The organism is Devosia sp. (assembly GCF_028290625.1).
In the GTDB taxonomy this organism is placed as follows: domain Bacteria; phylum Pseudomonadota; class Alphaproteobacteria; order Rhizobiales; family Devosiaceae; genus Devosia.
Genome location: NZ_JAQGJM010000013.1, coordinates 64719 through 87268, shown reverse-complemented (window position 1 = coordinate 87268; position 22550 = coordinate 64719). Strand labels below are relative to the sequence as shown.

Below are 22550 nucleotides of genomic sequence, written 5' to 3'. Positions count from 1 at the left end.
TGCGGTCCCGTCACCCGCCCCCCGCACGGGCCGTATGCAAGGAAGCCAGCATCTCGCAAGAGGTGCTGGTTTTCTTCTTGGTACGCCGATATTCAGGTGAGGCCGGCCTGCAAATGGCGGGGTTCTGCGCTTCCGGTGCTCACGTACAGTCGTACGCTCCGCTCCGGTTCTCGAACCCCACCATTTTCGACTCGGCCTGACCCGAATCTCGGCACACCAATCGCCGGCAACACCAAGATTGCTCATCATGATCGCTGCCGACACCGCTGCCGGACCGGATCTCGTCAATATCGCCAGCAATCCCGTGCCCGAGGGGGCGCGGGTGGGGTATTTCCTGACCAGCGACAAGGTGCGCATCCGCTATGCGATCTGGCCACGGACCGGGGAAAAGCACCGTGGAACCGTGTGCCTGGTGCAGGGGCGGACGGAATTCATCGAGAAATATTTCGAGACCATCGCCGATTTCCGCAAGCGTGGTTTCGCCGTCGCCACCTTCGACTGGCGCGGCCAGGGCGGTTCGGACCGCCTGATCGGTGGCGATCTGGGTTATGTCGATACGTTCGACGATTATTGGTGCGACCTGCAGAGCTTTCACAGCGAAATCCTGCTGCCGGACTGTCCGCCGCCGTTTTATCTGGTGGGTCATTCGATGGGCGGCCTGGTGAGTCTGTTCGCCGGCATCAACGACCGGCTGATGTTCGACCGGGTGTTCCTGTCGGCGCCGATGGTGGGGCTGGACCGCCAGCCGCTGAGCTTTGCCGGCATGGCCAAGGTGGCGGGGGCGCTCAATTTCATCGGGCTGGGCAAGTTGCCGATCGGGCGCCGGGGCGACCGCCTCGCTTCCGAACAGAGCTTCCCCGACAATCCCCTGACCTCGGACCGCACGCGCTATATGCGAATGGTAGACGTGGTCAAGGCCCGGCCCGCGCTCGGCGTCGGCGCGCCGACCATCAGTTGGGCGGCGGCGGCGATGACCACGATGGCCGACGTTGGCCGCGACAGTTTTCCGGGCAAGATTCGGGTGCCGGTGCTGATGCTGGCGGCAGCTCTGGACCAGGTGGTTTCAACCAGCACCATCGAGCAATTGGGATTGCGGATGCGCACGGGTCACCACATGGTGATCGCCGGCGCGCGGCACGAGCTGTTCATGGAAAAGGACGACATTCGCGCCCAGGTGTTTGCCGCGTTTGATGCGTTCATCACCGAGCAGACGGGCTAGCCTGACGCGAACGGCCGATTGCTAACTGTCGGTCTGCGAGCGAAAGGTGCCGCGCTGGCGTGCCTCTGCGCGCCAGAGTCTGCGCCGTGCATCCGCGGGCTCGAGATGCCGATATTTGCCGCCCGAAAACTTTGGCCAGTCCAAAGCCAGACCGCAGCGGACGAGTTCGGCGGACAGATCACGCCCATCGGGCAGGAAGCATTCGGCCACGACACGGTCGTAAGACAGTTCGGGTTTGATCCGAGCCGTCACCATTTGTCCCTTGCACAATTTGACCATGGTCCACTTCGACTGCTGGCCCCAGGGGTGATCCAGTTCGGGCGCATCAATGCCGGCAAGCCGAATTCGAACGTTGTCGATCACGATGGTGTCCCCATCGATGACCCAGCACCGGCCCCGTAGCACAGTGCCCGCCTGTGGCGGTCGACCAAGATGGGGCAAGGTGATGCGTGACTCACGGCGCATCTGAACCGGTGGCCGCCTAGCTCTTCCGAAAAACAGCCGAATTAGGATGCGAAACAGCCTCATGCCCATCCTTCCCGGTGCAAGACCCACTTCTGGTGCACTGGAAGTCTGCGCATTCCGAAATCTTCGCGCAAATCGCCTCGGGAGGAAAGGGGCATGACAGGGCGAATTGTTCAAGCGCCGCTACCACTAACCGGCGCAATGTCTCGTTACGACGCGTTGACCAGCGCCAGTGCCTTGTCCAGCAGTTCCGGCGTTGCCGCCGCAACCACATTCCCACCCCCGGTAGGCTCGCTGCCGTCCCAGCAGGCGATGGCGCCGCCGGCTTGGCGGATGATCGGCACCAGGGCGGCGATGTCGTAGGTTTGCAGGAACGGCTCGATCACCAGATCGGCGTGGCCGGCCGCCAATAGCGCATAACCGTAGCAATCCATGCCGTAGCGCTGCAGGCGGGTGGCGCTTTCGATGGCGCGCCATTTGCCCGCGAGTTCGGGCGTGCGGAACAGGGATGGCGTGGTGGTGAAGACGCGGGCGGCGCCGAGTTCGGTCTGGCCGCTGGTGCGCATGGTCTGGTCGATGGCGCCACGGCGATAGCTGGCGCGGCCGGGAAGCCCCAGAAAAATCTCGCCGATAAAGGGTTGGGCCATCAGCCCGGCGACGGCGACGCCCTGATAGGCCAGCGCAATCAGCGTGCCCCAGACCGGCGCGCCGCTGATGAAGGAGCGGGTGCCATCGACCGGATCGATGATCCAGGTGAAATCATTGTCGCCGCTATTGCCCCATTCCTCGCCGATCACGGCGTGATCGGGAAAGCGCTCGGCAATCACCGCGCGGATTGCGGTTTCGGCGGCGCGGTCGGCTTCCGTCACCGGGTCGAACCCCACGGCCAGCTTGTTGTCGATCGCCAGGTGGGTGCGGAACAGCGGCAGGGTTTTTTCCGATGCCGCCTCAGCGGCATCGAGCAGGGTCAGCGCGACGAGGTCGAGATCGATGGGAATGGAGGGCATGGGAAATCCAGTCAGTTCAAGCGTGCCGATGACCTAGCGGAGTTTTGTTACACCACCGGGTCATTCCCGCGAAGGCGGGGACCTCTGTTTATTTGGGTGCGAGCAGCAAACAGAGGTTCCCGCCTTCGCGGGAATGACTCTGTGACCGGGCGTTAAGGTCAGGCGGGGCCTTACTCCGCTGCGGCTTTTTCGGCGGCGGCGGGGGTGCTGGCCAGCGCCATCAGGTCCAGCCCGATCAGCGCGAAGATCAGCCGCTCGATCATCGACTGGGTGGCGTCGAAGCCGTCATTCTTGGTCAGCGTCGTCTCGTTCATGTAGAGATGGCGGCTGATTTCGATCTGCAACGCGTGCACGCCATGCTGCGGGCGGCCATAGGTGCGGGTGGCGAAGCCCCCGGCATAGGGGCGGTTGCGCGCCACCTTGAGCCCGGCGCCGGCGAACATGGTTTCCACCAGGTCGACCAGAGCGGGCGCGCAGGTGGTGCCATAGCGGTCGCCAAGCACTACGTCGGGCGCGGCGCGGTCGCCGCTGCGCGCAATGCGCGGCATGGAGTGGCAATCGATCAGCAGCGCCACGCCGAACGCCGAAATGGCGTCGCTCAGCAGGCCCTGGAGCGCGGCATGATAGGGGTGGTAAATGCCCTCGATGCGGGTGCGGGCATCGTCGAGCGTCAGCCGGTCGCGATAGATGGGTTTGTTCTCGGCAACGATGCGCGCCAGCGTGCCGAGCCCGGCGGCGACCCGCGGCGAAGTGGTGTTGAAGCGATCCGACAGCGGTTCCACGAACATGGTGGGATCGAGTTCCCACGGCTCGCGGTTCACATCCAGATAGGCGCGGGGGAAATGCGCGCGCAGCATGGGGGCGCCCAGATGGGGCGCACGGCCGAACAACTCATCCACGAAGGCATCTTCGGACTGCCGGATCGACAAGTGGTCGAGCCGCGTCATGGCAAGGAAGCGTTCGGGATAGACCCGGCCCGAATGGCCCGAATTGAACACGACCGGCGCCACGAGCCGGCGGGGCCGGATGGTTTCGAATGCCGGCTGATCCCAATAGTCGGACCGCACGCTGCCTCCCAGATTTTTGCTTTGCTGTCAGGGCGAAGCATTATTGATAAACCAGCATGGCGTGCGTCGCGGACATTGTCCAGTTTATCGCAAAAAATCGTCATGAAATGGTCTTGAGGTTGCCCTTCCGTAAAACTGGCTTAAACATCCACCTTTATGGTGCGACTCAGGACGCTGGATAACAGCGTGGTGTGTTGCGCGCAGATCGCGACGGCTGGAGACATGATGAAGCGAATTTTGCTCGCCGAAGACGATAACGACATGCGCCAGTTTCTGACGCGTGCGCTCAAGAACGCGGGCTATGAAGTCGTTTCGTTCGACAACGGCCTCAGTGCCTATGAACGCCTGCGCGAAGAGCCATTCGCGCTGCTGCTCAGCGATATCGTGATGCCCGAAATGGACGGAATCGAACTGGCGCGCCGCGCCACCGAACTCGATCCCGACCTCAAGGTCATGTTCATCACCGGCTTTGCGGCCGTGGCGCTGAACCCCGATAGCGACGCCCCCAAGGACGCCTCGGTGCTGTCCAAGCCCTTCCATCTGAAGGACCTGGTGAACGAGGTCGAGCGGCTTCTAGCGGCTTAAACTGTTTTCGCGGTTTGGGCTCTTGACCCCATCCGGGGTTTTATGGTCTATCCGCGCCACTGGAACGGCAATGCCATTCCTTCCCGGAGAGATGGGCGTATAGCTCAGCGGGAGAGCACCTCGTTGACATCGAGGGGGTCACAAGTTCGATCCTTGTTACGCCCACCATCTCTCTAGACTTTTCGCCTCTGGCGACGGGAGTATAGCTCAGCGGGAGAGCATTCGCTTCACACGCGAAGGGTCACAAGTTCAATCCTTGTTACTCCCACCATTCGCCTTCCAGCCGGTGAAGGCGGTCTGCAAATACCAAATTGCTGCGCTTCCGGTGCTCACGTGCTCATGCACGCTGCGCTCCGGTTCTCGCAATCCGGCATTTTCGCCTCGCCTTGACCGGCTGGAAGGCAAATGGTGCTGACTGGAACATCCGCTGATCAAGAATCGCCCCCGGGATTGACCCGAGGGCTTTGCTATCAGCGAAGTGCTATGCCGCCGCGGTTTTGTGGACGCGGGGGCCTTCGATCACGCCGAAGCTGGCATTGCCGTCGATGAAATCGTCGAACAGCACGGTGGTGCGGTCAGGGGTGCCGATGACCACGGCCATCTGACCGGGTCCGTCGATGCGGCGGATGGCGGCTTCGGGCTCGTCGACGACGAAGCTGACCGAATAATGCCCGCCCGCCAGGGTGGTGAAGGGCAGGCCGCGCCAGCTTGCCGTCGAGGTGATGTGGACGTGGCCGGCGATCACCTGGCGAATGTCCGGATGGGTTTTGAGCGCGCCGATGAAGGCGTCGGGCTCGAGCAGGCGGATATCGTCGGAGCGGATATGCAGCGCATTTGCATTGTGGTGCAGTACAACGATGACCGGACGGTCCAGCGCTTCGGCAAGGCAAGCGTGCAGCCAGTCGATCTGGTCGTCCTCGAGCACGCCATCGACGCGGCCCGGCTCGGACGAATCAAGCATGATGATGCGGTAGCCCTTGACGTCGATGACCTTGTCGATCTTGCCGGTTTCGGCATCGGCGAAATCGGCGCCGAAAACATCGAGGAAAGCCGGCCGGCGGTCGTGATTGCCCAGGGTGATGTGGACCGGGATCGGCATGCGCGCGATGATGGTCTTGAGGTATTCATAGGCGGCCGGCTGGCCCATGTCGGCCAGGTCGCCTGCCAGAATGCAGAAATCGGCGTCGCCATAGCGCTCGATCACTGCATCGACCGCCCGTTCCAGCCGCTCGCCGGTGTCGAGCGTCATCGACAGCTCGCCCTGCGGCATCAGGTGCAGGTCACTCATCACCACGAATTTCAAAGTCATGTTCGCCTCTTGGATTGCTCGCGGCCTCCTAGCGGCTGCAGATGACTTGGCCGTGACAAAAGCCCAAAGAGCACAGCGCTCACTGCGGCTTGATCGATTGCGGGGCTCGAAATCGGGGCGGCGAAAGCCTATATCTGGCCCATGTTCAAATTCTGGAAACAGCGGGAGACGCCCATGGATGCCCATACCTATCCGGTGACGCACACGGATGCCGAGTGGAAGGCCAAGCTGACGCCCGAGCAATATGCCGTCATGCGCGAGCATGGCACCGAGCGGCCGGGTTCCTGCGCATTGCTGCATGAGCACCGCGCTGGCTCCTTCACCTGCGCCGGTTGCGATCAGGAGCTGTTCAAGGCGGACCTGAAATTCGAAAGCGGCACCGGTTGGCCCAGCTTCAACGACCCTGTGCCCGGCTCGGTTGAGAATACCGTGGACCGCAGCCACGGCATGACCCGGACGGAGTGCCACTGCTCGCGCTGTGGCAGTCACCTGGGGCACGTGTTCCCCGACGGCCCGCCTCCAACCGGCCTGCGCTATTGCATCAACGGCGTGGCGCTGAACTTTATCCCGGCCTAAGCGCATTTAGATTTCGTTAGAGTCGATCACCCTGGGGCTTTGCCCCGGGGTGTTTTTTTGCGTCGAGTGGCGAAAGTAAATGACACCTCGAGTCTGTCTGCTCTGTGGTACAGTGGCCTGCTTCTGGAGCCAAAAGAGAGGTGTATTGTGTCTTCGACCATAGATCCACTGTCTTGGGACCCCGTCCTGGACGCTGTTACTGCAGCACCGGGCAACCATCGCGTTCTATTTGAAAACAATCGACTTCGAGTTCTGGAGGTGATCCTTGAGCCCGGCGAGGAAGAGCCCGTTCATCACCATAGATGGCCCTCGGTCTTCGTCTTCGACCAGATCAAGGGGCCAATCCACGACATGGCGCCTGACGGCACCCAACTGCCTCCAAACCGTGATGTCATGGTGGCGCTGAAAGCCTGGGATGGTCGCGGTTGCCTCGTGGTCCACATGGAACCGCAACCTGCTGGTCGGGTGCTGAATGAATCCGACCTGCAGCTTCACGGTATTCGTATCGAAATGAAGGCGTGACTGCAGGCGGCGCCGACACAGAGGTCTTGGGCGCAGGTCACGTCCCGCGCGGCTTGGCGCGGGCGGTGGGGTGGGCCCTGGCCGGATCGTCGGGCCAGGGGTGGCGCGGGTAACGGCCCTTCAGGTCCTTGGCGACGTCCACCCATGAGCCGCTCCAGAAGCCGGACAGGTCACGGGTGGTCTGGATCGGGCGGTGCGCGGGAGAGAGCAGCACCAGCAGCAGGCGAATGCGGCCATTGGCGATCGTGGGGTGGCGCGTCAGCCCGAACAGCTCCTGCACCCGGATCTCGATCGCCGGTCCACCTTCGGCCGAATAGTCGATGGGCACGGCATTGCCGGTGGGGGCGGTGAAGTGGCTGGGCAGCAGCGCCTCGATATCCTGGCGGCGCTGGTAGGGGAGCAACAGGTCGAGCGCGGTGCGCAATTGCTCACCGGTGATTTCGCTGAGTTTGGTCAGGCCGAACAGGGCCGGCGCCAGCCATTCGGCGACGCTGGGCGCGAGGACCTCGGCGCTGAGATCGGGCCAGTCATCGCCCAGCGTGCCGCGCAGGAAGTTGGCACGCGCGCGCCAAGCCTTCTGGTCGCGGCTCCAGGGCAGAAGATCGAGCCCGCGACGGGCGGCGGCTTCGGCGAGGAGACGTGCCGCGGCCTCGGGATCTTCGACGGCAACCGGTTCATCGGCCAGACGCAGCGCGCCGAGGCGGCGGATACGGCGGGCGCGGACGCTGGTGGACGGCTCGTCGAAGGCCAGCACGGTCTCGCCGATGATGTGGGAGGCGAAGATAAGTTCGATATCGGCCCGCTCGATCGCGGCGGCAGCGCGGATCTTGCCGGTGGCGGCGGCGCCAGTGATGTCGGTGACGACGAGAAACGGCGCAGCAGCGAGGGCGTCAGTCGTATCAAGACTGGCCTGCCGTCCATTGGCGAGGCGGAAGCGGCCGCGCGCGCCGGCGGCTTGCGCAACGCGGTCGGGATAGGCGCGGGCGAGGTGGTGGCCGGCGTCGAGATCGCCGCCACGACCGCCGCCGGCAAGACTAGTCCAGCGTCGGGCGAGTGCGCGCGCGTCATTGGCGCGCGGACTGCGATCGGTGCGGAAGCGGGCGAGGCGGTGGGCGAGGTCAGTGCCCTCGCCGCCCAGACCGCGTTCGCCAATCAGTACGGCGAGGTCTGCGGCGGTCTGGGCATCGTCCTCGGCGGCAGCAGCGACGATCATGTGGGCGAGACGCGGATGCAGCGGCAGGCGAGCCAGCGCCTTTCCGGCAGGCGTGAGACGGCCTTGAGCATCGAGTGCGTCGAGACTTTGCAGCAGCGTAACGGCCTCGTTCCAGGCAGCACGCGGTGGCGGGTCCAAGAAATCCAGCATGCTGGAATCGGTGACGCCCCACGCGGCCAGATCGAGCGCAAAACCGGCCAGGTCCGCGGCGAGGATTTCGGGTGTATCGAAGGGCTCCAACCCGGCCGTCTGCCCCTCATTCCACAGCCGAATACAGACCCCGGGCGCCGTCCGCCCAGCCCGCCCCCGGCGCTGATCGGCAGCGGCGCGTGAGACTTTCCGTGTTTCCAGGGTGCTCAACCCCGTCGCCGGCTCATAGGCGGGAATGCGACGGAAGCCGGCATCGATGACGATGCGGATGCCATCGATGGTCAACGAAGTCTCGGCGATCGAAGTGGCCAGCACAATCTTGCGGCGACCTGGCTCGGCGGGGCGGATGGCGCGATCCTGCTCTGCACTGGTGAGCTGGCCATAGAGCGGCGCGATATCGGTGTTGGCCAGTACGCGGGAGCTGAGCCGCTCTGCCACGCGAACAATTTCGCCCTGGCCAGGCAGGAAGACCAGCACCGAACCATCATGATCGCGCAAGGCGGCGATAACCGCGCTGGTGACCTGATCCTCCAGCCGCGCCAACGAATCGGGCTCGGCATAAATGGTCGCCACCGGAAAAGCCCGGCCCTCACTGGTGATAACCGGCGCGTCTGCCAGCAATTTCGCCACGCGGGCGCCATCGATGGTCGCCGACATAACGAGGACGCGCAGGTCTGGGCGCAGCGCGGCCACGTCGAGGGTGAGCGCGAGGCCGAGATCGCCATCGAGGCTACGTTCGTGGAATTCGTCAAACAGCACCGCAGCCACGCCGCTCAGCTCGGGATCGTCCAGCAGCATGCGGGTGAAGACGCCCTCGGTGACGACTTCAATGCGGGTTTTACTGGAGATTTTGGCATCCATGCGGACGCGGTAGCCGACGGTCTGGCCGATCTCCTCGCCCAGGGTCTGCGCCATGCGGTGGGCGGCGGCGCGGGCGGCGAGGCGGCGCGGTTCGAGCATGATGATGCGGGCGTCGCCGCGCCAGGGGACATCGAGGAGGGCGAGAGGGACGCGGGTGGTCTTGCCGGCGCCGGGCGGGGCGACGAGTACGGCGTAGGGGCCCTGTGCCAACGCGGCGAGGAGCGTGGGGAGAGCGTCATCGATGGGGAGGGGTTGCGGGGGCATCATAGCGCGGTTGTGACGGATTGGGGGAGAGGGGGCAAGCTTTGGGATTGCGTATCGGGCTGACCCTCCCGGTCAAGGGCGGGGTTCTTGCTGGACTGGGTGCTGAGGGCAGCTATTGTACCAATGCAAAACGAGGACCGTCACATGTCAGAAACGACCCGCATCGGGAACGACCAGATCACAGTCGACATCGCGGCGCTTGGTGCGGAGATGCAGTCGATCACCACGGCGGATGGGGCGCAGTGGCTGTGGCATGGCGACGCGAAATATTGGGGTGGGCGGTCGCCGATCCTGTTTCCGATGGTGGGGAAGGCGCCGAACGATACGATCAGTGTAGACGGCAAGAGCTATGCCATGGGCCAGCATGGTTTTGCGCGGCGCAGCGAATTCGAGCTGGTGGAGGCGAACGCCACATCATGCCGGTTCGAGCTGATGGCGACGGAGGCGAGTTGGCAGGTCTATCCGTTCGATTTCCTCTTGGCATTGACCTACGAGATCGAGGGACGGGCGGTCAGCATCACGGCCGAGGTGAGCAATCGCGACCACAAGCTGATGCCGTTCGGGATCGGGTTTCATCCGGCCTTCGTGTGGCCGCTGCCGGGATCGCCGGCCGATACGCATGGGGTGACACTGGACAACGGGGCGGAGCCGGCGCTGATCCGGCTCGATCATGGCTTGGTGGTGCCAAGGGAGCTGCCGTCGCCGTTCCAGGCGGGCATGCTGGTGCTGGAGCATGACCTGTTCGAGGCGGATGCCATGCTGTTCCCCGAGGGGGCGGGCGTGGGGCTGAGCTACGGCTGCCCGGGCGGGCCGTCGATCAAGATCGATTGGACGAATTTGCCGAACCTGGCGCTGTGGAGCAAGCCGGACGCGCCGTTCATCTGCATCGAGCCGTGGCATGGCACGGCGGCCGAAGTGGGCGGGTCCGATGAGTTGGAGAAACGGCCGTATTCGGAAGTGCTGGGCCCCGGCGCAACGGCGCGGTTCGTGATGCGGGTGGAGGTGAGGGAGTAATCCTCAATCTTGCCTTCCCGCGGGCTTGACCCGCGGGGCACCCTCAATTCTGCTGCGCGGCGAGTGGCCCGCGGATCAAGTCCGCGGGAAGGGGCGGTGGTTGGGGCGAGATGGTGCCCAGGCTGGAGTTGGCCTATTCAGCCGCCGGGCGCTCTTCGATCATTGCGTCCGGCCCTGCGGGATCGCCCGGGCTGGTTTCGCAGCCGAGATCGGGGAAGGCCACGACGCGGTTGTTGCGGAAATCGAGGCGGACCACCACCAGTCCGCGTTCTTCGAAATAGGTGAGCAGGCGCCGGGCGCGGCTGGCCGAATGGGTGCCGTAAAGCCGGGCTAGGGTGGCGTCGGAGGGGCAGGGGGCGGCGGTGACGGCGGCTTGAGCCAGCACCAGGAAGACGCCCTGGATGTCATCGGCAAGGGATTCGGAAAGGGCGAGGGCCTGTTGCCAGGCGGAACTGGCGGCGGTCTCGCGATCGAGGCCGACCCGGGCGACGGCGAGCTTGCGCTTGAAGGCGGGCAAAGCGGGCGCCTCGCCCGGCACGCGGCGAATGCGGCAGCGGACCAAAAAGTCCTGGTAGAGCACGGCGACGCTGCGGAAACTGGCATCGGGATCGCCCAAAAGTTCGACCATGATGGCGTCGATCTGGGCGTCGCGCTCGGCTTCGTCGATTTCGGGGAACAACGACTGCGGCACGGCCTCGGCCTCGGGGCGCGGACGGGAGAGCTGGGCGAGGATATCGGCGGTTGGGGTTGGCGCGGGTGGCGGCGGGCGGCGGATCGGCATCCGCGCCTCCTCGGGGGCGGCGGTGAAGATCAGGTCATGGGCGTCGGCGCTGGCTTGCGGCAGGGGCGTCAGCTTGGGGCTGGTGGAGCGGGCCGAGGTTTCCACATCGCCAATGGTGACCGGCAGCGGGCGGCGGCTGAGGGCAGGGCCCAGCGCAATGAAATGGCCGCGCGCGAGGTCGCGGAACTGTTCGGCCTGGCGCTTTTCCATGCCCAGAAGATCGGCGGCGCGGGCCATGTCGATATCGAGGAAGGTGCGGCCCATCAAAAAATTCGAGGCTTCGGCGGCGACGTTTTTCGCGAGCTTGGCGAGGCGCTGGGTGGCGATGACGCCGGCCAGACCGCGTTTACGGCCACGGCACATCAGGTTGGTCATGGCGCCGAGCGACAGTTTTCGCGCTTCGTCGCTGACTTCGCCGGCCACCGAGGGCGCGAAGAGTTGGGCTTCGTCGACGACGACGAGGACCGGATACCAGTAATCGCGGTCGGCATCGAACATGCCGCCCAAGAAGGCAGCAGCGGCGCGCATCTGCTGCTCGACATCGAGGCCTTCGAGGTTGAGCACGACGGAGACGCGGTGCTGGCGAATGCGGCCGGCAATGCGGGTCAGCTCGTTTTCGGTGCGGGCTGCATCGACCACCACGTGGCCGAACTTGTCGGCCAGGGTGACGAAATCGCCTTCCGGATCGATGATGCATTGCTGCACCCAGGGCGCGCTCTGTTCGAGCAGGCGGCGCAACAGATGGGATTTTCCCGAGCCGGAATTGCCCTGCACCAGCAGGCGCGTGGCCAGCAGCTCTTCGAGATCGAGCATGGCGTGGGCGCTGCCGGTCGTTGCTCCCATGTCGATGGCGACGTTCATGACTCTCCTGCGGCAATTGTCTCGCAGGGGAGACTCAACGCACTGCAATGCAAGCGCCATCCATAGCATCGTGACGGTCGCTGCGGGAAAATTCCCGATCAAGACTCACAGAAGAGCGTCAGGTTGATTGACAGCGCGGCATGGATCGTCGATCTTGTATGGAAGATGCCGCCGACACTCGGCGCAAGCAGCAAACAAGATTTTTTTTTCCATGAAATACGCTATCGTCGGCACTGGCGGCCGTCATCAGATGTACCGCGAAGCGGTTGCCGAAACCCATGCGGCCAATAATGAACTGGTCGCCCTATGCGATGTGAACCAGCACCGGCTGGCGCTTTCGGCCAGCAAGGTGCCCGATCCGGGCGGCAACGGCATCGCCACATATCTGGCCGACGATTTCGAGAAGATGATCGCCGAGCAGCAGCCGGACACCATCATCGTGACGACGCCGGATTACCTGCACGACAAATATATCGTCGAGGCCCTGCGCGCCGGTCGCAATGTGATGACCGAAAAGCCGATGACCATCGATATCGGCCGGCTGAAGGCCATTCTCGATGCGCAGCGCGAAACCGGCAAATCGGTGACGGTGACGTTCAACTACCGCTATTCGCCGGCCCGCACGCAGCTCAAGGATATCCTGATGAGCGGGGCAATCGGGGAGATCACGGCGGTGGATTTCCGCTGGTATCTGGACCGGGTGCATGGCGCCGATTATTTCCGCCGCTGGCACCGTTACAAGGATCGTTCGGGTGGGCTGCTGGTGCATAAATCGACCCACCATTTCGATCTGTTGAACTGGTGGGTCGGCTCGACGCCGAAGTCGGTTTCGGCGACGGGCAAGCGCGATTTCTATACGCCCGAGATGGCGGTCAAGCTGGGGCTTGAGGGGCATGGCGAGCGCTGCCACGATTGTCCTGTGGCCGACAAATGCGATTTCCGTATGGACCTGAAAAAGGACGAGGCGCTTAAGGAGCTGTACCTCGATGCCGAGGGCGATGACGGCTATCTGCGCGACAAATGCGTGTTCGCTGACGATATCACTATCGAGGACACAATGCAGGTGCAGGCGCAATATGCGTCGGGGACGTCGCTGAATTATACGCTGGTGGCCTATAGCCCCTGGGAGGGGCTGGAGGTGAAGTTCCACGGCACCAAGGGCGAGCTGACGCACAAGCATATCGAAGTGCATGGCGTGTTTGGCGGCGGGCATCGCGAGCGTTCCGAACAGGAGAATTTCACCACCGAGCTGCATCTGGCGGGCGGACTGCCGGAAAAGCTCAAAGTGTGGGAAGGCACCGGCAGCCATGGCGGGGCGGACCCGATCATGCTGGGCTATCTGTTCGATGCCGAGCATATGGAGGCGGACAAATATGGCCGCGCGTCCGATCATGTCGCCGGCGCCTGGTCGATCCTGACCGGGATTGCGGCCAACCAGTCGATCGCCGAGGGCGGCAAGCGGATCTATGTGGACCAGATGCTGGCGGCAGCTGGAATCGACCTTGGAGGCGATACGCGCTAACGAGGATGTGACGGAACGGCGAGGGGCGCCGGCGAGGGGAACACAGTGACTACTGGTGGGCACGATGCGAGCGAAGAGACCATGGCCTTGCGCGTGGTGGGGGCCTTGCGCGACGAAATCGTGACCATGGCGCTCAAGCCGGGCGATGTCATTTCTGAAAGCGATATCGCCGGACGCTATGGCGTCTCGCGCCAACCGGTGCGTGAGGCGTTCATCCGGCTGGCGCAGCAAGGCTTGCTGCTGATCCGGCCGAAGCGGGCGACGATCGTCAAGAAGATTTCTCCTGATGGGGTGCGGCAGAGCCGGTTTATCCGCGAATCGATCGAGGTCGAGATTATCCGGCGGGTGGCGGCGCGGCCGGGGGATGCGGAGGCCGTGCTGGCGGAACTGATCGCCGGGCAGGAGGCTGCCTCGACGGCCGATGACAACCTGGGATTTCACAATCTCGACGAGCTGTTCCACCGTACTTTGGCGCGGTTGGCAGGTGTCGAATATGCTTGGCAGCTGATCGACGATCATAAGATGCAGCTCGACCGGGTGCGGTTTCTGACGCTGGGCGTGTCATCGAGCCAGCGGGCGATCGCCGAGCACAAGGATATCGCGGCGGCAGTTGTGGCGGGGGATTCGGCCGGCGCCGAGGCGGCCATGCGCGCGCATCTGGCGCGGGCCGAGGTATTGCTCTCTCAAACGATAGCCGATCATCCGGACTATTTTGAACCGGTGCTTTGATCGCCGGCTTGGGCCCGAGACGTCACCGCTAGCCTCACAGTTTCCGGCTAAATTGCCTCCTCCCTCTTGAGGGGAGGGGCGGCGTGGGGGTAACTGCGCTCAACACTTCAATTCAGAGGCCGTTCCATGAAACAACGCATCCTTGGCAAAACCGGCTATTCGGTCTCGGAGATCGGGCTCGGCGCCTGGCAACTCGGCGGGGACTTCGGTCCCATCGATGACGCTGCGGCGACCGCCATTCTCGATGCGGCCAATGCGCAGGGCGTCAATTTCTGGGATACTGCCGACGTCTATGGCGGCGGGCTGAGCGAGAGCCGGATCGGCGCCCATGCCAAGCGGGCCGGCGTGCATGTGGCGACCAAGGTGGGGCGGGCGGGGACGATGTTTCCCGATCAGTATAGCAAGGGTGGCCTGCGCGAGAGCATTTTAGGCTCGGCCAAGCGGCTGGGCGTGGAGACGCTCGACCTCGTGCAATTGCATACAGTGCCGACCGATGTGATGCGCGATGGGCAGATTTTTGGCTGGATGGACGAGCTCAAGGCCGAGGGGCTGATGCGCCACTATGGTGCCAGCGTCGAGACGGTCGAGGAAGGGCTGATCTGCCTGCAGCATGAGGGCGTCGCGACGCTGCAGATCATCTTCAATATCCTGCGCCAGGACGCAGCCAAGGAACTGTTGCCACAGGCGGCGGCGCGGAATGTCGGCATCATCGTGCGGCTGCCGCTGGCGAGTGGATTGCTGACCGGCAAATACGGCAAGGATACGCGGTTCGACGCCAGCGATCACCGCAACTACAATGCCGATGGTGCGGCGTTTTCGGTGGGCGAGACCTTTTCGGGCATTCCGTTCGAGCGCGGCGTGGAGCTGGTGCAGGAGCTGAAAGGGCTGGCGCCCGAGAATGTGCCGCTGGCGCAGGTGGCGCTGCGCTGGGTGCTGGATCATCCGCAGGTGAGCACGGTGATTGCCGGCGTTAGCAAGCCAGAACAGTTGGCGAATAATGTCGCGGCCAGCGAGCGGGCAAGCCTCTTTCCAGCGCTGATGGGGCAGATGGCGGAGTGGTATGAGCGGGAAGTGAAGCCGGAAATTCGCGGCGGAGTTTAGGCCGCGGCGGGATTTGCGGAAGACGCGACCCTTACGTCTTCGTCATCGTTGACCCCCTAGCGCATCCGCTTGCGCCTCCCTACGTTGTGCGCAACGCATTCCAAGAAAAGACCTCCCCATGTCCACTCATGATGCCTTCGAACTCGTTCGTGACGAGCATATTGCCGAGGTCAATTCGCTGGCGAAACTCTATCGCCACAAGAAGACCGGCGCGGAGGTGCTCAGCCTCGTCAATGACGACGAGAACAAGGTGTTCGGCATCACCTTCAAGACGCCGCCTGAAGACTCGACGGGGATTGCGCATATCCTGGAGCATTCGGTGCTGTGCGGGAGCCGGAAATATCCGGTCAAGAAGCCGTTCGTGGAACTGATCAAGGGGAGCCTCAACACCTTCCTCAACGCCATGACGTTTCCGGACAAGACCGCCTATCCGGTCGCCAGCCAGAACCTGCAGGACTTCTACAACCTGGTGGATGTGTATCTGGACGCGGTGTTTTTCCCGCTGATCAGCGAGGACACGTTCCGGCAGGAAGGCTGGCATTACGAGCTGGAAGATACGGCGGCGCCGCTGGTCTACAAGGGCGTGGTGTTCAACGAAATGAAGGGGGTGTTCTCCTCCCCCGATAGCGTGATGCGCGATATTTCGCAGCGCTCGCTCTATCCCGATATCACCTATGGCAAGAGCTCGGGCGGCGATCCCAAGGCAATCCCGGACCTGAGCTACCAGCAGTTCAAGCGCTTCCACGAGAAGTTCTATCACCCGTCTAATGCGCGGGCGTTCTTTTCGGGCGATGATGACGCTGGGGAGCGGCTGAGCATTCTGGACGCGTATTTTTCGGAGTTCGACCGCGCGCCGGTCGATGCCGAAGTGCAGTTGCAGCTGCGCTTCAACGAGCCGCGCGAAATCGTGGCCACCTATGCGGGCACCAAGGAAGATGGCAAGGCGCGCGACGGCATGGTCAGCGTCAACTGGATGATCGATCCGCCGGCTGACAAGACCGAGTCATTGTCGCATGGCCTGCTGAGCTACATGCTGGCTGGCAATCCGGCGGCGCCGTTGCGCAAGGCGCTGACGGATTCGGGGCTGGGCGAGGGCATTACCGGGGGCGGCATTGGTTCGGGCCTGCGCCAGCCGATGGCGAGCTTTGGGATGAAGGGGATCGACGCAGCCGACGCCGGCAAGGTTGGGGCGCTGATCCTGTCGAGCCTAGAGCAGATCGCCACGGACGGCATCGACAAGCAGACCGTGGAAGCGGCGCTCAATACGTTCGAATTTTCATTGCGCGAGAACAATACCGGCTCCTACCCCCGCGGTATGTCGATGATGTTTTCGGCGCTGGGCACCTGGCTGCATGGTGGCGATCCGCTGGCCCCACTGCATTTCGAAGAGGCGCTGACCGAGCTCAAGGAAAAGGCCGCGAGCGGCCATTTTGAACGGGAAATCCGCCGGCTATTCCTCGACAATATGCACCGCACCACGGTGACGCTGAGCGCCGACGACAAGCAGGGCGCACGCGACGTGGCGGCCGAAGAGGCGCGGCTGGCCAAGGTGCGCGAGCAGCTCGATGTCGAGGCGATCAAGGCGGTGATTGCCGATACCGGCAAGCTCAAGGCGCTGCAGGAAGCGGTCGACGATCCGGCGCAGTTGGCCAAGATTCCGACGTTGGGACTGGCCGATCTGGAGCGGACAATCCGCACGGTGCCGATCGAGATCGGAACGCTGGCGAACACCAAGCTTTTTTATCACGACCTGCCGACGCTGGGGATTTTGTACCTCGATCTGGGGTTCGATCTGCATGTGCTGGACAAGGGCCTCTTGCCCTATCTGCCGCTGTTCGGGCGGGCGCTGATGCAGACCGGGACCAGCAAGGAAGATTTCGTATCGCTGACGCAGCGCATCGGGCGCTCGACCGGAGGTATTTCCCAGCATCGCGGGCTGTCGGCGCGGCAGAACGATAGCGGCAGCGCTGCGTGGTTCTTCCTGTCGGGCAAGGCGGTGCCGGACAAGGTCGAGGAAATGCTCGCCATCATGGGCGACGTATTGCTCGATGCGCGGTTGGATAATCGCGAGCGCTTCAAGCAGATGGCGCTGGAGGAAAAGGCCGGGTTCGAAGCGCGGCTGGTGCCGGCGGGCAATTCGATTGTCGATACGCGGCTGAAGTCGGGCCTGACCGAGGCGAGCTGGATTGCCGAGCAGATGGGGGGCGTCAGCTACCTCAATTTCGTGCGCGATCTGGTCAAGCGGATCGATAGCGACTGGGACAGCGTGCAGGCGGTGCTGGAGCGGATTCGCGATACGCTGTTCAATCGTGGGCGGGCGGTGGTCAATGCCACCGCCGATGCGGCGATCTGGGGCCGGGCACAGGGCGAAGTGGCGGCGTTCCTCGAGCGCCTGCCCAGTGGCAATCTGGCCCTGGCCGACTGGAGCGTCGACTTCAGGCCGCGTTCGGAAGGGCTGATTATCCCGGCGCAGGTCAACTATGTGGGCAAAGGCGCCAACCTCAAGGCGCTCGGGTTCGACCTGACGGCGGCGTCGAGCGTGGCGATCAAGTTCCTCAACACCACCTATCTGTGGGATAAGGTGCGCGTGCAGGGCGGGGCCTATGGCGGGTCGAGCCGGTTCGACCTCACCAGCGGCAATTTCTCGTTCCTCTCCTATCGCGACCCCAACCTGCTCAAGACGCTGGACGCTTATGACGGGGCGGCCAAGGCGCTGAATGCGGGCATCGGCGACAATGACCTGACACGCTCGATCATCGGCGTGATCGGCGACATGGATGGCTATGAATTCCCCGATGCCAAGGGCTATTCGTCGATGTGGCGACAATTGACCGGCACGACCGAGGCCCTGCGGCAGCAGCGACGCGACGAGGTGCTGAACACCTCGGTCGCCGACTTCAAGGCGCTGGCCGAGGCGGTGGATGCCGTCAGGGACAAGGGTCATGTCGTCGTGCTGGGCGGGGAAGCCGCGATCACCGGCGCCAATGAGAAGCGGCCCGGGCTGCTTGAGGTCACCAAGGTGATGTGAGCGGTCGCGAACCGATCTGGGGCCGGCCGCGTTGTGTCTCCCACAGAGGAGAAACGATCATGGTCACCAAGGCAATTTACGCCAGCATGAAAGCCAAGCCGGGCAAGGAAGCCGAAGTCGAGGCGTTCCTGAAGGGGGCACTGCCGCTGGTGCAAGCCGAACCCGGCACGGTCACCTGGTACGCGCTCAAGGAAGGCGGCGGCCGCTATTCGATCTTCGATACGTTCGAGGATGACGGCGGCCGGGACGCCCATCTCAACGGCAAGGTGGCGGCGGCGCTGATGGCCAAGGCGGACGAGTTGTTCGCCGAGCCACCCAGCATCAACAAGATCGATATCTTGGCCGACAAATAGTCAGATCATCTCGAGCGAGGCCTTCCGGCGCGGTGGCGGGAAGGCCTTGTCGAGTTTGGCGATGTCGGTTTCGGTGAGTTCGATATCGAGCGCGCCGAGGTTTTCGGGCACGCGATCGGCATTGCTGGTTTTGGGGATAGCCACGGCGCCGGGTTGGCGCAGCACCCAGGCCAGCGCGATCTGGGCTGGGGTGGCGGCGTGGTTGCGGGCGATTTCGGCCAGCGTGGGGTGATCGAGCAGCGCGCCCTGCTCGATGGGTGAATAGGCCATGATCGGCAGCGAGCGGCGCTGGGCTTGCGGCAGCAGGTCGAATTCGATGCCGCGGCGGGTGAGATTGTAGAGCACCTGGTTGGCAGCGCAGCGCTTGGAGAGGGCGTCGAGTTCGACCATGTCGGCGGGGTCGAAATTGGAGACGCCCCAGCGCAGGATTTTGCCGGCGGCAACGAGGTCCTCAAAGGCGCGCACGGTTTCGGATAGCGGCACCGAGCCGCGCCAATGCAGCAGGTACAGATCGAGTCGATCGGTGTTGAGGCGGCGCAGGCTCGCCTCGCAGGCGGCGATGGCCTTGGCGCGCCCGGCATTGGAGGGCAGCACCTTGCTGACGAGGAAGGTGTCGTCGCGGCGGCCCGCAATGGCTTCGCCCAGGACCCGTTCGGCGCCACCGGAGCCGTACATTTCGGCGGTATCGAACAGGGTCACACCCTCGTCGAGGCCCGCGCGCAGGGCGGCGATTTCGGCGGCGGTGTCGGAATTGCGGTCGCCCATTTTCCAGGTGCCGAGGCCGAAGACGGGAATCGGGGTGCCATCGGGCAGGGGCGTGGTGGGGATTTCGCGCATGATCGGCTCACCTTGATTGTCGAGGGGGCAACCTGATGCGACTATGCCTCGTTCCATTGCGCAAGTGGGAAAAGACATCGCTATGCTGCTGGACCGAAATCTGCACATCCGCGCCATCGACGCGTTCATCGATCCGTCGACCCCCAAGGCGCGGGCGATCGTGACGCATGGGCATGCTGATCATGCGCGCTCGGGGCATGGTGCGGTGCTGGCGACGCCGGACACGATCGCCATTATGAAGACGCGGTATGGCGAGGATTGCGCCGGGACGTTCGAGGCGCTGGAGTTTGGTGTGCCGCTGTTGATCGACGATGTGACGATTACGCTGTATCCGGCCGGGCACATTCTGGGATCGGCGCAGGTGCTGGTGGAGCACAAGGGCCAGCGGGTGGTGGTGACCGGCGACTACAAACGGTTGCCGGACCGGACGGCGCAGACGTTCGAGTTGGTCGAATGCAACCTGCTGGTGACCGAGGCGACATTCGGGCTGCCGGTGTTCCAGCATCCGCATCCGAAAGTGGAGATCGGGCGGTTGCTGGCCTCGGTCAGGGCCAATCCGGAGCGAGCGCATCTGGTGGGATGTTACGCACTAGGCAAGGCGCAGCGGGTGATCGCGCTGTTGCGGGACGCCGGGTATGACGCGCCGATTTATCTCCATGGCGCGATGCTGCGGCTCTGTGCGCTCTACGAAGAACTGGGGGTGCCGCTTGGCGATTTGCGGCCGGCGCTGGATGTACCCAAGGCGGCGTTTGCGGGACAGATCGTGATCGCGCCGCCTTCCGCCATTCGCGACCGCTGGAGCCGGCGGTTTCCCGATCCGGTTACGTGTCAGGCATCCGGCTGGATGAGCGTGAAACAACGAGCAAGGCAGGCGCTGGTGGAATTGCCGCTGGTGATTTCGGATCATTGCGATTGGGGCGAACTGGGGCAGACGATCCGCGAGACCAAGGCCGAGACGGTGTGGGTGACCCATGGGCGCGAGGATGCGTTGGTCTACTGGTGCCAACAGCAGGGGCTGACGGCCGAGCCGCTCAATATCCAGGGCTTTGAAGACGATGGCGGGGAGGGCGAGGAGTGAAGCGCTTTGCCCAACTGCTGGAACTTTTGGCGCTGACGCCGTCGCGCAATCGCAAGATCACGGCGTTGACGCAGTATTTCGCCGAGGTGCCGGACCCCGATCGCGGTTTTGCGCTGGCGGTGCTGACCGGGGCGTTGACGTTTCGCAATGTGAAGCCGGCGCTGCTCAAGGACATCGTGCTGGCCGAGGTCGATCCGACGCTGTTTGCGATGAGCTATGATTATGTGGGGGACCTCGGCGAGACCATTGCGCTGATCTGGCCGCATCACGGCGAGCAAAGCGATCTGCCGTCGCTGACCGATTTGATCGAGCTGTTCAACACCACCAGCAAAAGCGAATTGCCCAAGCTGATCGCCTCGCTGCTGACGCGGGCGGGGATCAACGAGCGCTGGGCGCTGGTGAAGCTGGCGACGGGGGCGCTGCGGATCGGGCTATCGGCACGGCTGGCCAAGACGGCTTTGGCTGAGATGAGCGGCAAGGATTTGCAGGAAATCGAGGAGGTGTGGCACGGGCTGAAGCTCCCCTATCTCGATCTGTTCGCCTGGCTCGATGGCAAGGCCGAGCGGCCCGATATCGATCAGTCGGCGCGGTTTCATCCGCTGATGCTGTCCAATCCGATCGACGAGGAAAAGGACCTCGCCAAGCTCGATCCCGCCGATTTTTCGGCGGAGTGGAAGTGGGACGGCATTCGGGTGCAACTGGTGCTGGGCGGCGGGACCGTGTCGCTGTTTTCGCGGACGGGGGACGATATCGCGACGGCGTTTCCCGATATCGTGGACAATGTCAGCGGGCTGGCGGTGCTGGATGGGGAATTGTTGGTCGGCAAGAATTTTGAGCCGGGCAGTTTCAATGATCTGCAGCAGCGGCTGAACAAGAAGGTCGCCTCGGCCAAGCATCTCAAGGAGAGCCCGGCCTTTATCCGGGTTTATGACATGCTGTTCGATGGGCGCGAGGACGTGCGGCCGCTGGAGTGGACGCAGCGGCGGGCGCGGCTGGAGGCATGGATGGTGGCCAATCCGCAGACGCGGCTGGACCTGTCCGAAGTCTTGCCGTTCGGCGATTGGGATAATCTGGCGAAGTTGCGGCGGCAGGGGGCGGATGAGCATGGCCATGAAGGGGTGATGATCAAGCTTCGCAGTTCGCCCTATGTGCCGGGGCGGCCCAAGGGGTTCTGGTTCAAGTGGAAGCGCGATCCGAACGTGGTGGACGCCGTCCTGATGTATGCCCAGCGCGGGCATGGCAAGCGGAGTTCGTTCTATTCGGACTACACTTTCGGTGTGTGGAAGGGCAACGAGATCGTGCCGATCGGCAAAGCGTATTTTGGATTCACCGATGAGGAGTTGAAGCTCTTGGACAAGTGGGTGCGGGCCAATACGATCCAGGCATTCGGGCCGGTGCGGGAAGTGAAGAAGAAGTTGGTGTTCGAAGTGGCGTTCGACTCGGCGCAGCAGAGCACGCGGCACAAGTCGGGGGTGGCGCTGCGGTTTCCGCGCATCAACCGGATCCGCTGGGACAAGCCGGCAAGCGAGGCGGGCACGCTGGAGGATATGGCCGTGTTCGTGGCGGCCAGTTAGGAGGATTTCATGTCATCGCGATCGAATCACGTGAAGATCGTCGCGCTGGAAAAGCAGATGGCGCAGGCGGCGGAGGCGATGGACTTCGAAGCGGCGACGCGGTTGCGCGATGAGATCGCCCATCTGCGCGGCGAAATGCCCGAAGTGCCGAAGGTGGATGACGAGGGTGGGTTCACCACCACAGTCAGCCAGCCCCCGCCGGGGGCAATGGGGCTGGGCACCAATGTGCCCGTGCGGCAGCCGCCCAAGGGCTGGGTCAAGCCGAAGAAGCCGGATTTTATGACTAAGGGAAAGCCGAAGGGGCGCTAGCTCATGCCACGCCCTCGTGGTTCGAGGCTCGCGAAGGGGTTCGCACCTCACCATGAGGACTACTCTTGCTGCAGTTTTCCAGTAGCCCTCATGGTGAGGTGCGCTTCTTCAGCGCCTCGAACCAC

At 63.6% G+C, this 22550-nt stretch carries 20 protein-coding genes and 2 tRNA genes; 15 read left to right on the top strand and 7 right to left on the bottom strand.

Annotation, left to right across the window (positions count from 1 at the left end; all coding sequences use genetic code 11):
• The first annotated feature begins 247 nt into the window (after positions 1 to 247).
• Positions 248 to 1219, top strand: coding sequence for an alpha/beta hydrolase (locus tag JWR51_RS07485; RefSeq protein ID WP_299745785.1), 972 nt, complete (start codon positions 248 to 250; stop codon positions 1217 to 1219).
• A 21-nt stretch (positions 1220 to 1240) separates the two neighbouring features.
• On the opposite strand, the gene JWR51_RS07480 is transcribed toward JWR51_RS07485, so the two are convergent.
• The 3 genes from JWR51_RS07480 to JWR51_RS07470 all read right to left on the bottom strand — a co-directional run bounded on the left by JWR51_RS07480 (position 1241) and on the right by JWR51_RS07470 (position 3758).
• Positions 1241 to 1582 carry a thermonuclease family protein gene (locus JWR51_RS07480; RefSeq protein ID WP_299745782.1) on the bottom strand — a complete coding sequence of 114 codons (342 nt, stop codon included), beginning with the start codon at positions 1580 to 1582 and terminating at the stop codon, positions 1241 to 1243.
• Positions 1583 to 1893: 311 nt separating this feature from the next.
• A complete protein-coding gene (hisN, locus tag JWR51_RS07475) occupies positions 1894 to 2691 on the bottom strand; it encodes a histidinol-phosphatase (protein ID WP_299745779.1) in 798 nt (265 codons plus the stop codon).
• Positions 2692 to 2861: 170 nt separating this feature from the next.
• The gene (locus JWR51_RS07470; protein ID WP_299745776.1) at positions 2862 to 3758 is read right to left on the bottom strand and encodes an N-formylglutamate amidohydrolase; all 897 of its coding nucleotides are present in this window, start codon (positions 3756 to 3758) and stop codon (positions 2862 to 2864) included.
• Positions 3759 to 3983: 225 nt separating this feature from the next.
• Between JWR51_RS07470 and cpdR the strand changes: the two genes are divergently transcribed.
• From cpdR to JWR51_RS07455, 3 genes are all read left to right on the top strand, one after another.
• Complete coding sequence (gene cpdR, locus JWR51_RS07465) at positions 3984 to 4343, top strand: cell cycle two-component system response regulator CpdR (RefSeq protein ID WP_284393747.1); 360 nt, start codon at positions 3984 to 3986, stop codon at positions 4341 to 4343.
• A 93-nt stretch (positions 4344 to 4436) separates the two neighbouring features.
• A tRNA-Val gene (locus JWR51_RS07460) sits at positions 4437 to 4511 on the top strand.
• A gap of 28 nt (positions 4512 to 4539) precedes the next feature.
• Positions 4540 to 4614: transfer RNA gene (locus tag JWR51_RS07455), tRNA-Val, on the top strand.
• 210 nt (positions 4615 to 4824) lie between these two features.
• On the opposite strand, the gene JWR51_RS07450 is transcribed toward JWR51_RS07455, so the two are convergent.
• Entirely contained in the window at positions 4825 to 5652 is an 828-nt protein-coding gene (locus tag JWR51_RS07450; protein ID WP_299745773.1) for a metallophosphoesterase, read from the bottom strand.
• A gap of 174 nt (positions 5653 to 5826) precedes the next feature.
• Between JWR51_RS07450 and msrB the strand changes: the two genes are divergently transcribed.
• Together msrB and JWR51_RS07440 are read left to right on the top strand one after the other, a co-directional pair.
• Positions 5827 to 6228, top strand: coding sequence for a peptide-methionine (R)-S-oxide reductase MsrB (gene msrB / locus JWR51_RS07445; protein ID WP_299745770.1), 402 nt, complete (start codon positions 5827 to 5829; stop codon positions 6226 to 6228).
• A 147-nt stretch (positions 6229 to 6375) separates the two neighbouring features.
• Positions 6376 to 6750: a hypothetical protein gene (locus tag JWR51_RS07440; RefSeq protein ID WP_299745768.1), complete on the top strand. Its 375-nt coding sequence runs from the start codon at positions 6376 to 6378 to the stop codon at positions 6748 to 6750.
• A 37-nt stretch (positions 6751 to 6787) separates the two neighbouring features.
• On the opposite strand, the gene hrpB is transcribed toward JWR51_RS07440, so the two are convergent.
• Positions 6788 to 9238, bottom strand: a complete 2451-nt coding sequence (hrpB, locus tag JWR51_RS07435; protein WP_299745765.1) for an ATP-dependent helicase HrpB — start codon at positions 9236 to 9238, stop codon at positions 6788 to 6790.
• Positions 9239 to 9382: 144 nt separating this feature from the next.
• On the opposite strand from hrpB, the gene JWR51_RS07430 reads away from it, so the two are divergent.
• Positions 9383 to 10252 carry an aldose 1-epimerase family protein gene (locus JWR51_RS07430; RefSeq protein WP_299745762.1) on the top strand — a complete coding sequence of 290 codons (870 nt, stop codon included), beginning with the start codon at positions 9383 to 9385 and terminating at the stop codon, positions 10250 to 10252.
• A 133-nt stretch (positions 10253 to 10385) separates the two neighbouring features.
• Here JWR51_RS07430 and JWR51_RS07425 read toward each other — a convergent pair whose 3' ends face one another.
• Positions 10386 to 11894: an ATP-binding protein gene (locus JWR51_RS07425; protein WP_299745759.1), complete on the bottom strand. Its 1509-nt coding sequence runs from the start codon at positions 11892 to 11894 to the stop codon at positions 10386 to 10388.
• A 211-nt stretch (positions 11895 to 12105) separates the two neighbouring features.
• Between JWR51_RS07425 and JWR51_RS07420 the strand changes: the two genes are divergently transcribed.
• From JWR51_RS07420 to JWR51_RS07400, 5 genes are all read left to right on the top strand, one after another.
• The gene (locus JWR51_RS07420) at positions 12106 to 13416 is read left to right on the top strand and encodes a Gfo/Idh/MocA family oxidoreductase (protein ID WP_299745756.1); all 1311 of its coding nucleotides are present in this window, start codon (positions 12106 to 12108) and stop codon (positions 13414 to 13416) included.
• Between the two features lie 45 nt (positions 13417 to 13461).
• A complete protein-coding gene (locus JWR51_RS07415; protein ID WP_299745753.1) occupies positions 13462 to 14145 on the top strand; it encodes a GntR family transcriptional regulator in 684 nt (227 codons plus the stop codon).
• Between the two features lie 126 nt (positions 14146 to 14271).
• Positions 14272 to 15246 carry an aldo/keto reductase gene (locus JWR51_RS07410; RefSeq protein ID WP_299745750.1) on the top strand — a complete coding sequence of 325 codons (975 nt, stop codon included), beginning with the start codon at positions 14272 to 14274 and terminating at the stop codon, positions 15244 to 15246.
• A 118-nt stretch (positions 15247 to 15364) separates the two neighbouring features.
• Positions 15365 to 18274 carry an insulinase family protein gene (locus JWR51_RS07405; protein WP_299745747.1) on the top strand — a complete coding sequence of 970 codons (2910 nt, stop codon included), beginning with the start codon at positions 15365 to 15367 and terminating at the stop codon, positions 18272 to 18274.
• Positions 18275 to 18333: 59 nt separating this feature from the next.
• Positions 18334 to 18627, top strand: coding sequence for an antibiotic biosynthesis monooxygenase (locus JWR51_RS07400; RefSeq protein ID WP_299745744.1), 294 nt, complete (start codon positions 18334 to 18336; stop codon positions 18625 to 18627).
• Here JWR51_RS07400 and JWR51_RS07395 read toward each other — a convergent pair whose 3' ends face one another.
• On the bottom strand, positions 18628 to 19467 hold the full coding sequence (locus JWR51_RS07395) for an aldo/keto reductase (RefSeq protein ID WP_299745804.1): 840 nt from the start codon (positions 19465 to 19467) through the stop codon (positions 18628 to 18630).
• Positions 19468 to 19546: 79 nt separating this feature from the next.
• Here JWR51_RS07395 and JWR51_RS07390 point away from each other — a divergent pair, with 79 nt between their 5' ends.
• Genes JWR51_RS07390 through JWR51_RS07380 form a run of 3 tightly spaced genes read left to right on the top strand, consistent with a single transcriptional unit; the run spans position 19547 to position 22425 of the window.
• Positions 19547 to 20542 carry a ligase-associated DNA damage response exonuclease gene (locus JWR51_RS07390; protein ID WP_299745741.1) on the top strand — a complete coding sequence of 332 codons (996 nt, stop codon included), beginning with the start codon at positions 19547 to 19549 and terminating at the stop codon, positions 20540 to 20542.
• Complete coding sequence (locus tag JWR51_RS07385) at positions 20539 to 22116, top strand: cisplatin damage response ATP-dependent DNA ligase (protein WP_299745738.1); 1578 nt, start codon at positions 20539 to 20541, stop codon at positions 22114 to 22116. The genes JWR51_RS07390 and JWR51_RS07385 overlap by 4 nt, the downstream gene beginning before the upstream one ends.
• Before the next feature lie 9 nt (positions 22117 to 22125).
• Positions 22126 to 22425, top strand: a complete 300-nt coding sequence (locus JWR51_RS07380) for a UvrB/UvrC motif-containing protein (protein WP_299745735.1) — start codon at positions 22126 to 22128, stop codon at positions 22423 to 22425.
• The last annotated feature ends 125 nt before the right edge of the window (positions 22426 to 22550 follow it).

Coding starts and splice junctions, on each gene's coding strand:
- JWR51_RS07485 (WP_299745785.1), top strand. CDS start 248: ATGATCGCTGCCGACACCGCTGCCGGACCGGATCTCGTCAATATCGCC.
- hisN (WP_299745779.1), bottom strand. CDS start 2,691: ATGCCCTCCATTCCCATCGATCTCGACCTCGTCGCGCTGACCCTGCTC.
- cpdR (WP_284393747.1), top strand. CDS start 3,984: ATGAAGCGAATTTTGCTCGCCGAAGACGATAACGACATGCGCCAGTTT.
- JWR51_RS07450 (WP_299745773.1), bottom strand. CDS start 5,652: ATGACTTTGAAATTCGTGGTGATGAGTGACCTGCACCTGATGCCGCAG.
- msrB (WP_299745770.1), top strand. CDS start 5,827: ATGGATGCCCATACCTATCCGGTGACGCACACGGATGCCGAGTGGAAG.
- hrpB (WP_299745765.1), bottom strand. CDS start 9,238: ATGCCCCCGCAACCCCTCCCCATCGATGACGCTCTCCCCACGCTCCTC.
- JWR51_RS07430 (WP_299745762.1), top strand. CDS start 9,383: ATGTCAGAAACGACCCGCATCGGGAACGACCAGATCACAGTCGACATC.
- JWR51_RS07425 (WP_299745759.1), bottom strand. CDS start 11,894: ATGAACGTCGCCATCGACATGGGAGCAACGACCGGCAGCGCCCACGCC.
- JWR51_RS07420 (WP_299745756.1), top strand. CDS start 12,106: ATGAAATACGCTATCGTCGGCACTGGCGGCCGTCATCAGATGTACCGC.
- JWR51_RS07410 (WP_299745750.1), top strand. CDS start 14,272: ATGAAACAACGCATCCTTGGCAAAACCGGCTATTCGGTCTCGGAGATC.
- JWR51_RS07405 (WP_299745747.1), top strand. CDS start 15,365: ATGTCCACTCATGATGCCTTCGAACTCGTTCGTGACGAGCATATTGCC.
- JWR51_RS07400 (WP_299745744.1), top strand. CDS start 18,334: ATGGTCACCAAGGCAATTTACGCCAGCATGAAAGCCAAGCCGGGCAAG.
- JWR51_RS07390 (WP_299745741.1), top strand. CDS start 19,547: ATGCTGCTGGACCGAAATCTGCACATCCGCGCCATCGACGCGTTCATC.
- JWR51_RS07380 (WP_299745735.1), top strand. CDS start 22,126: ATGTCATCGCGATCGAATCACGTGAAGATCGTCGCGCTGGAAAAGCAG.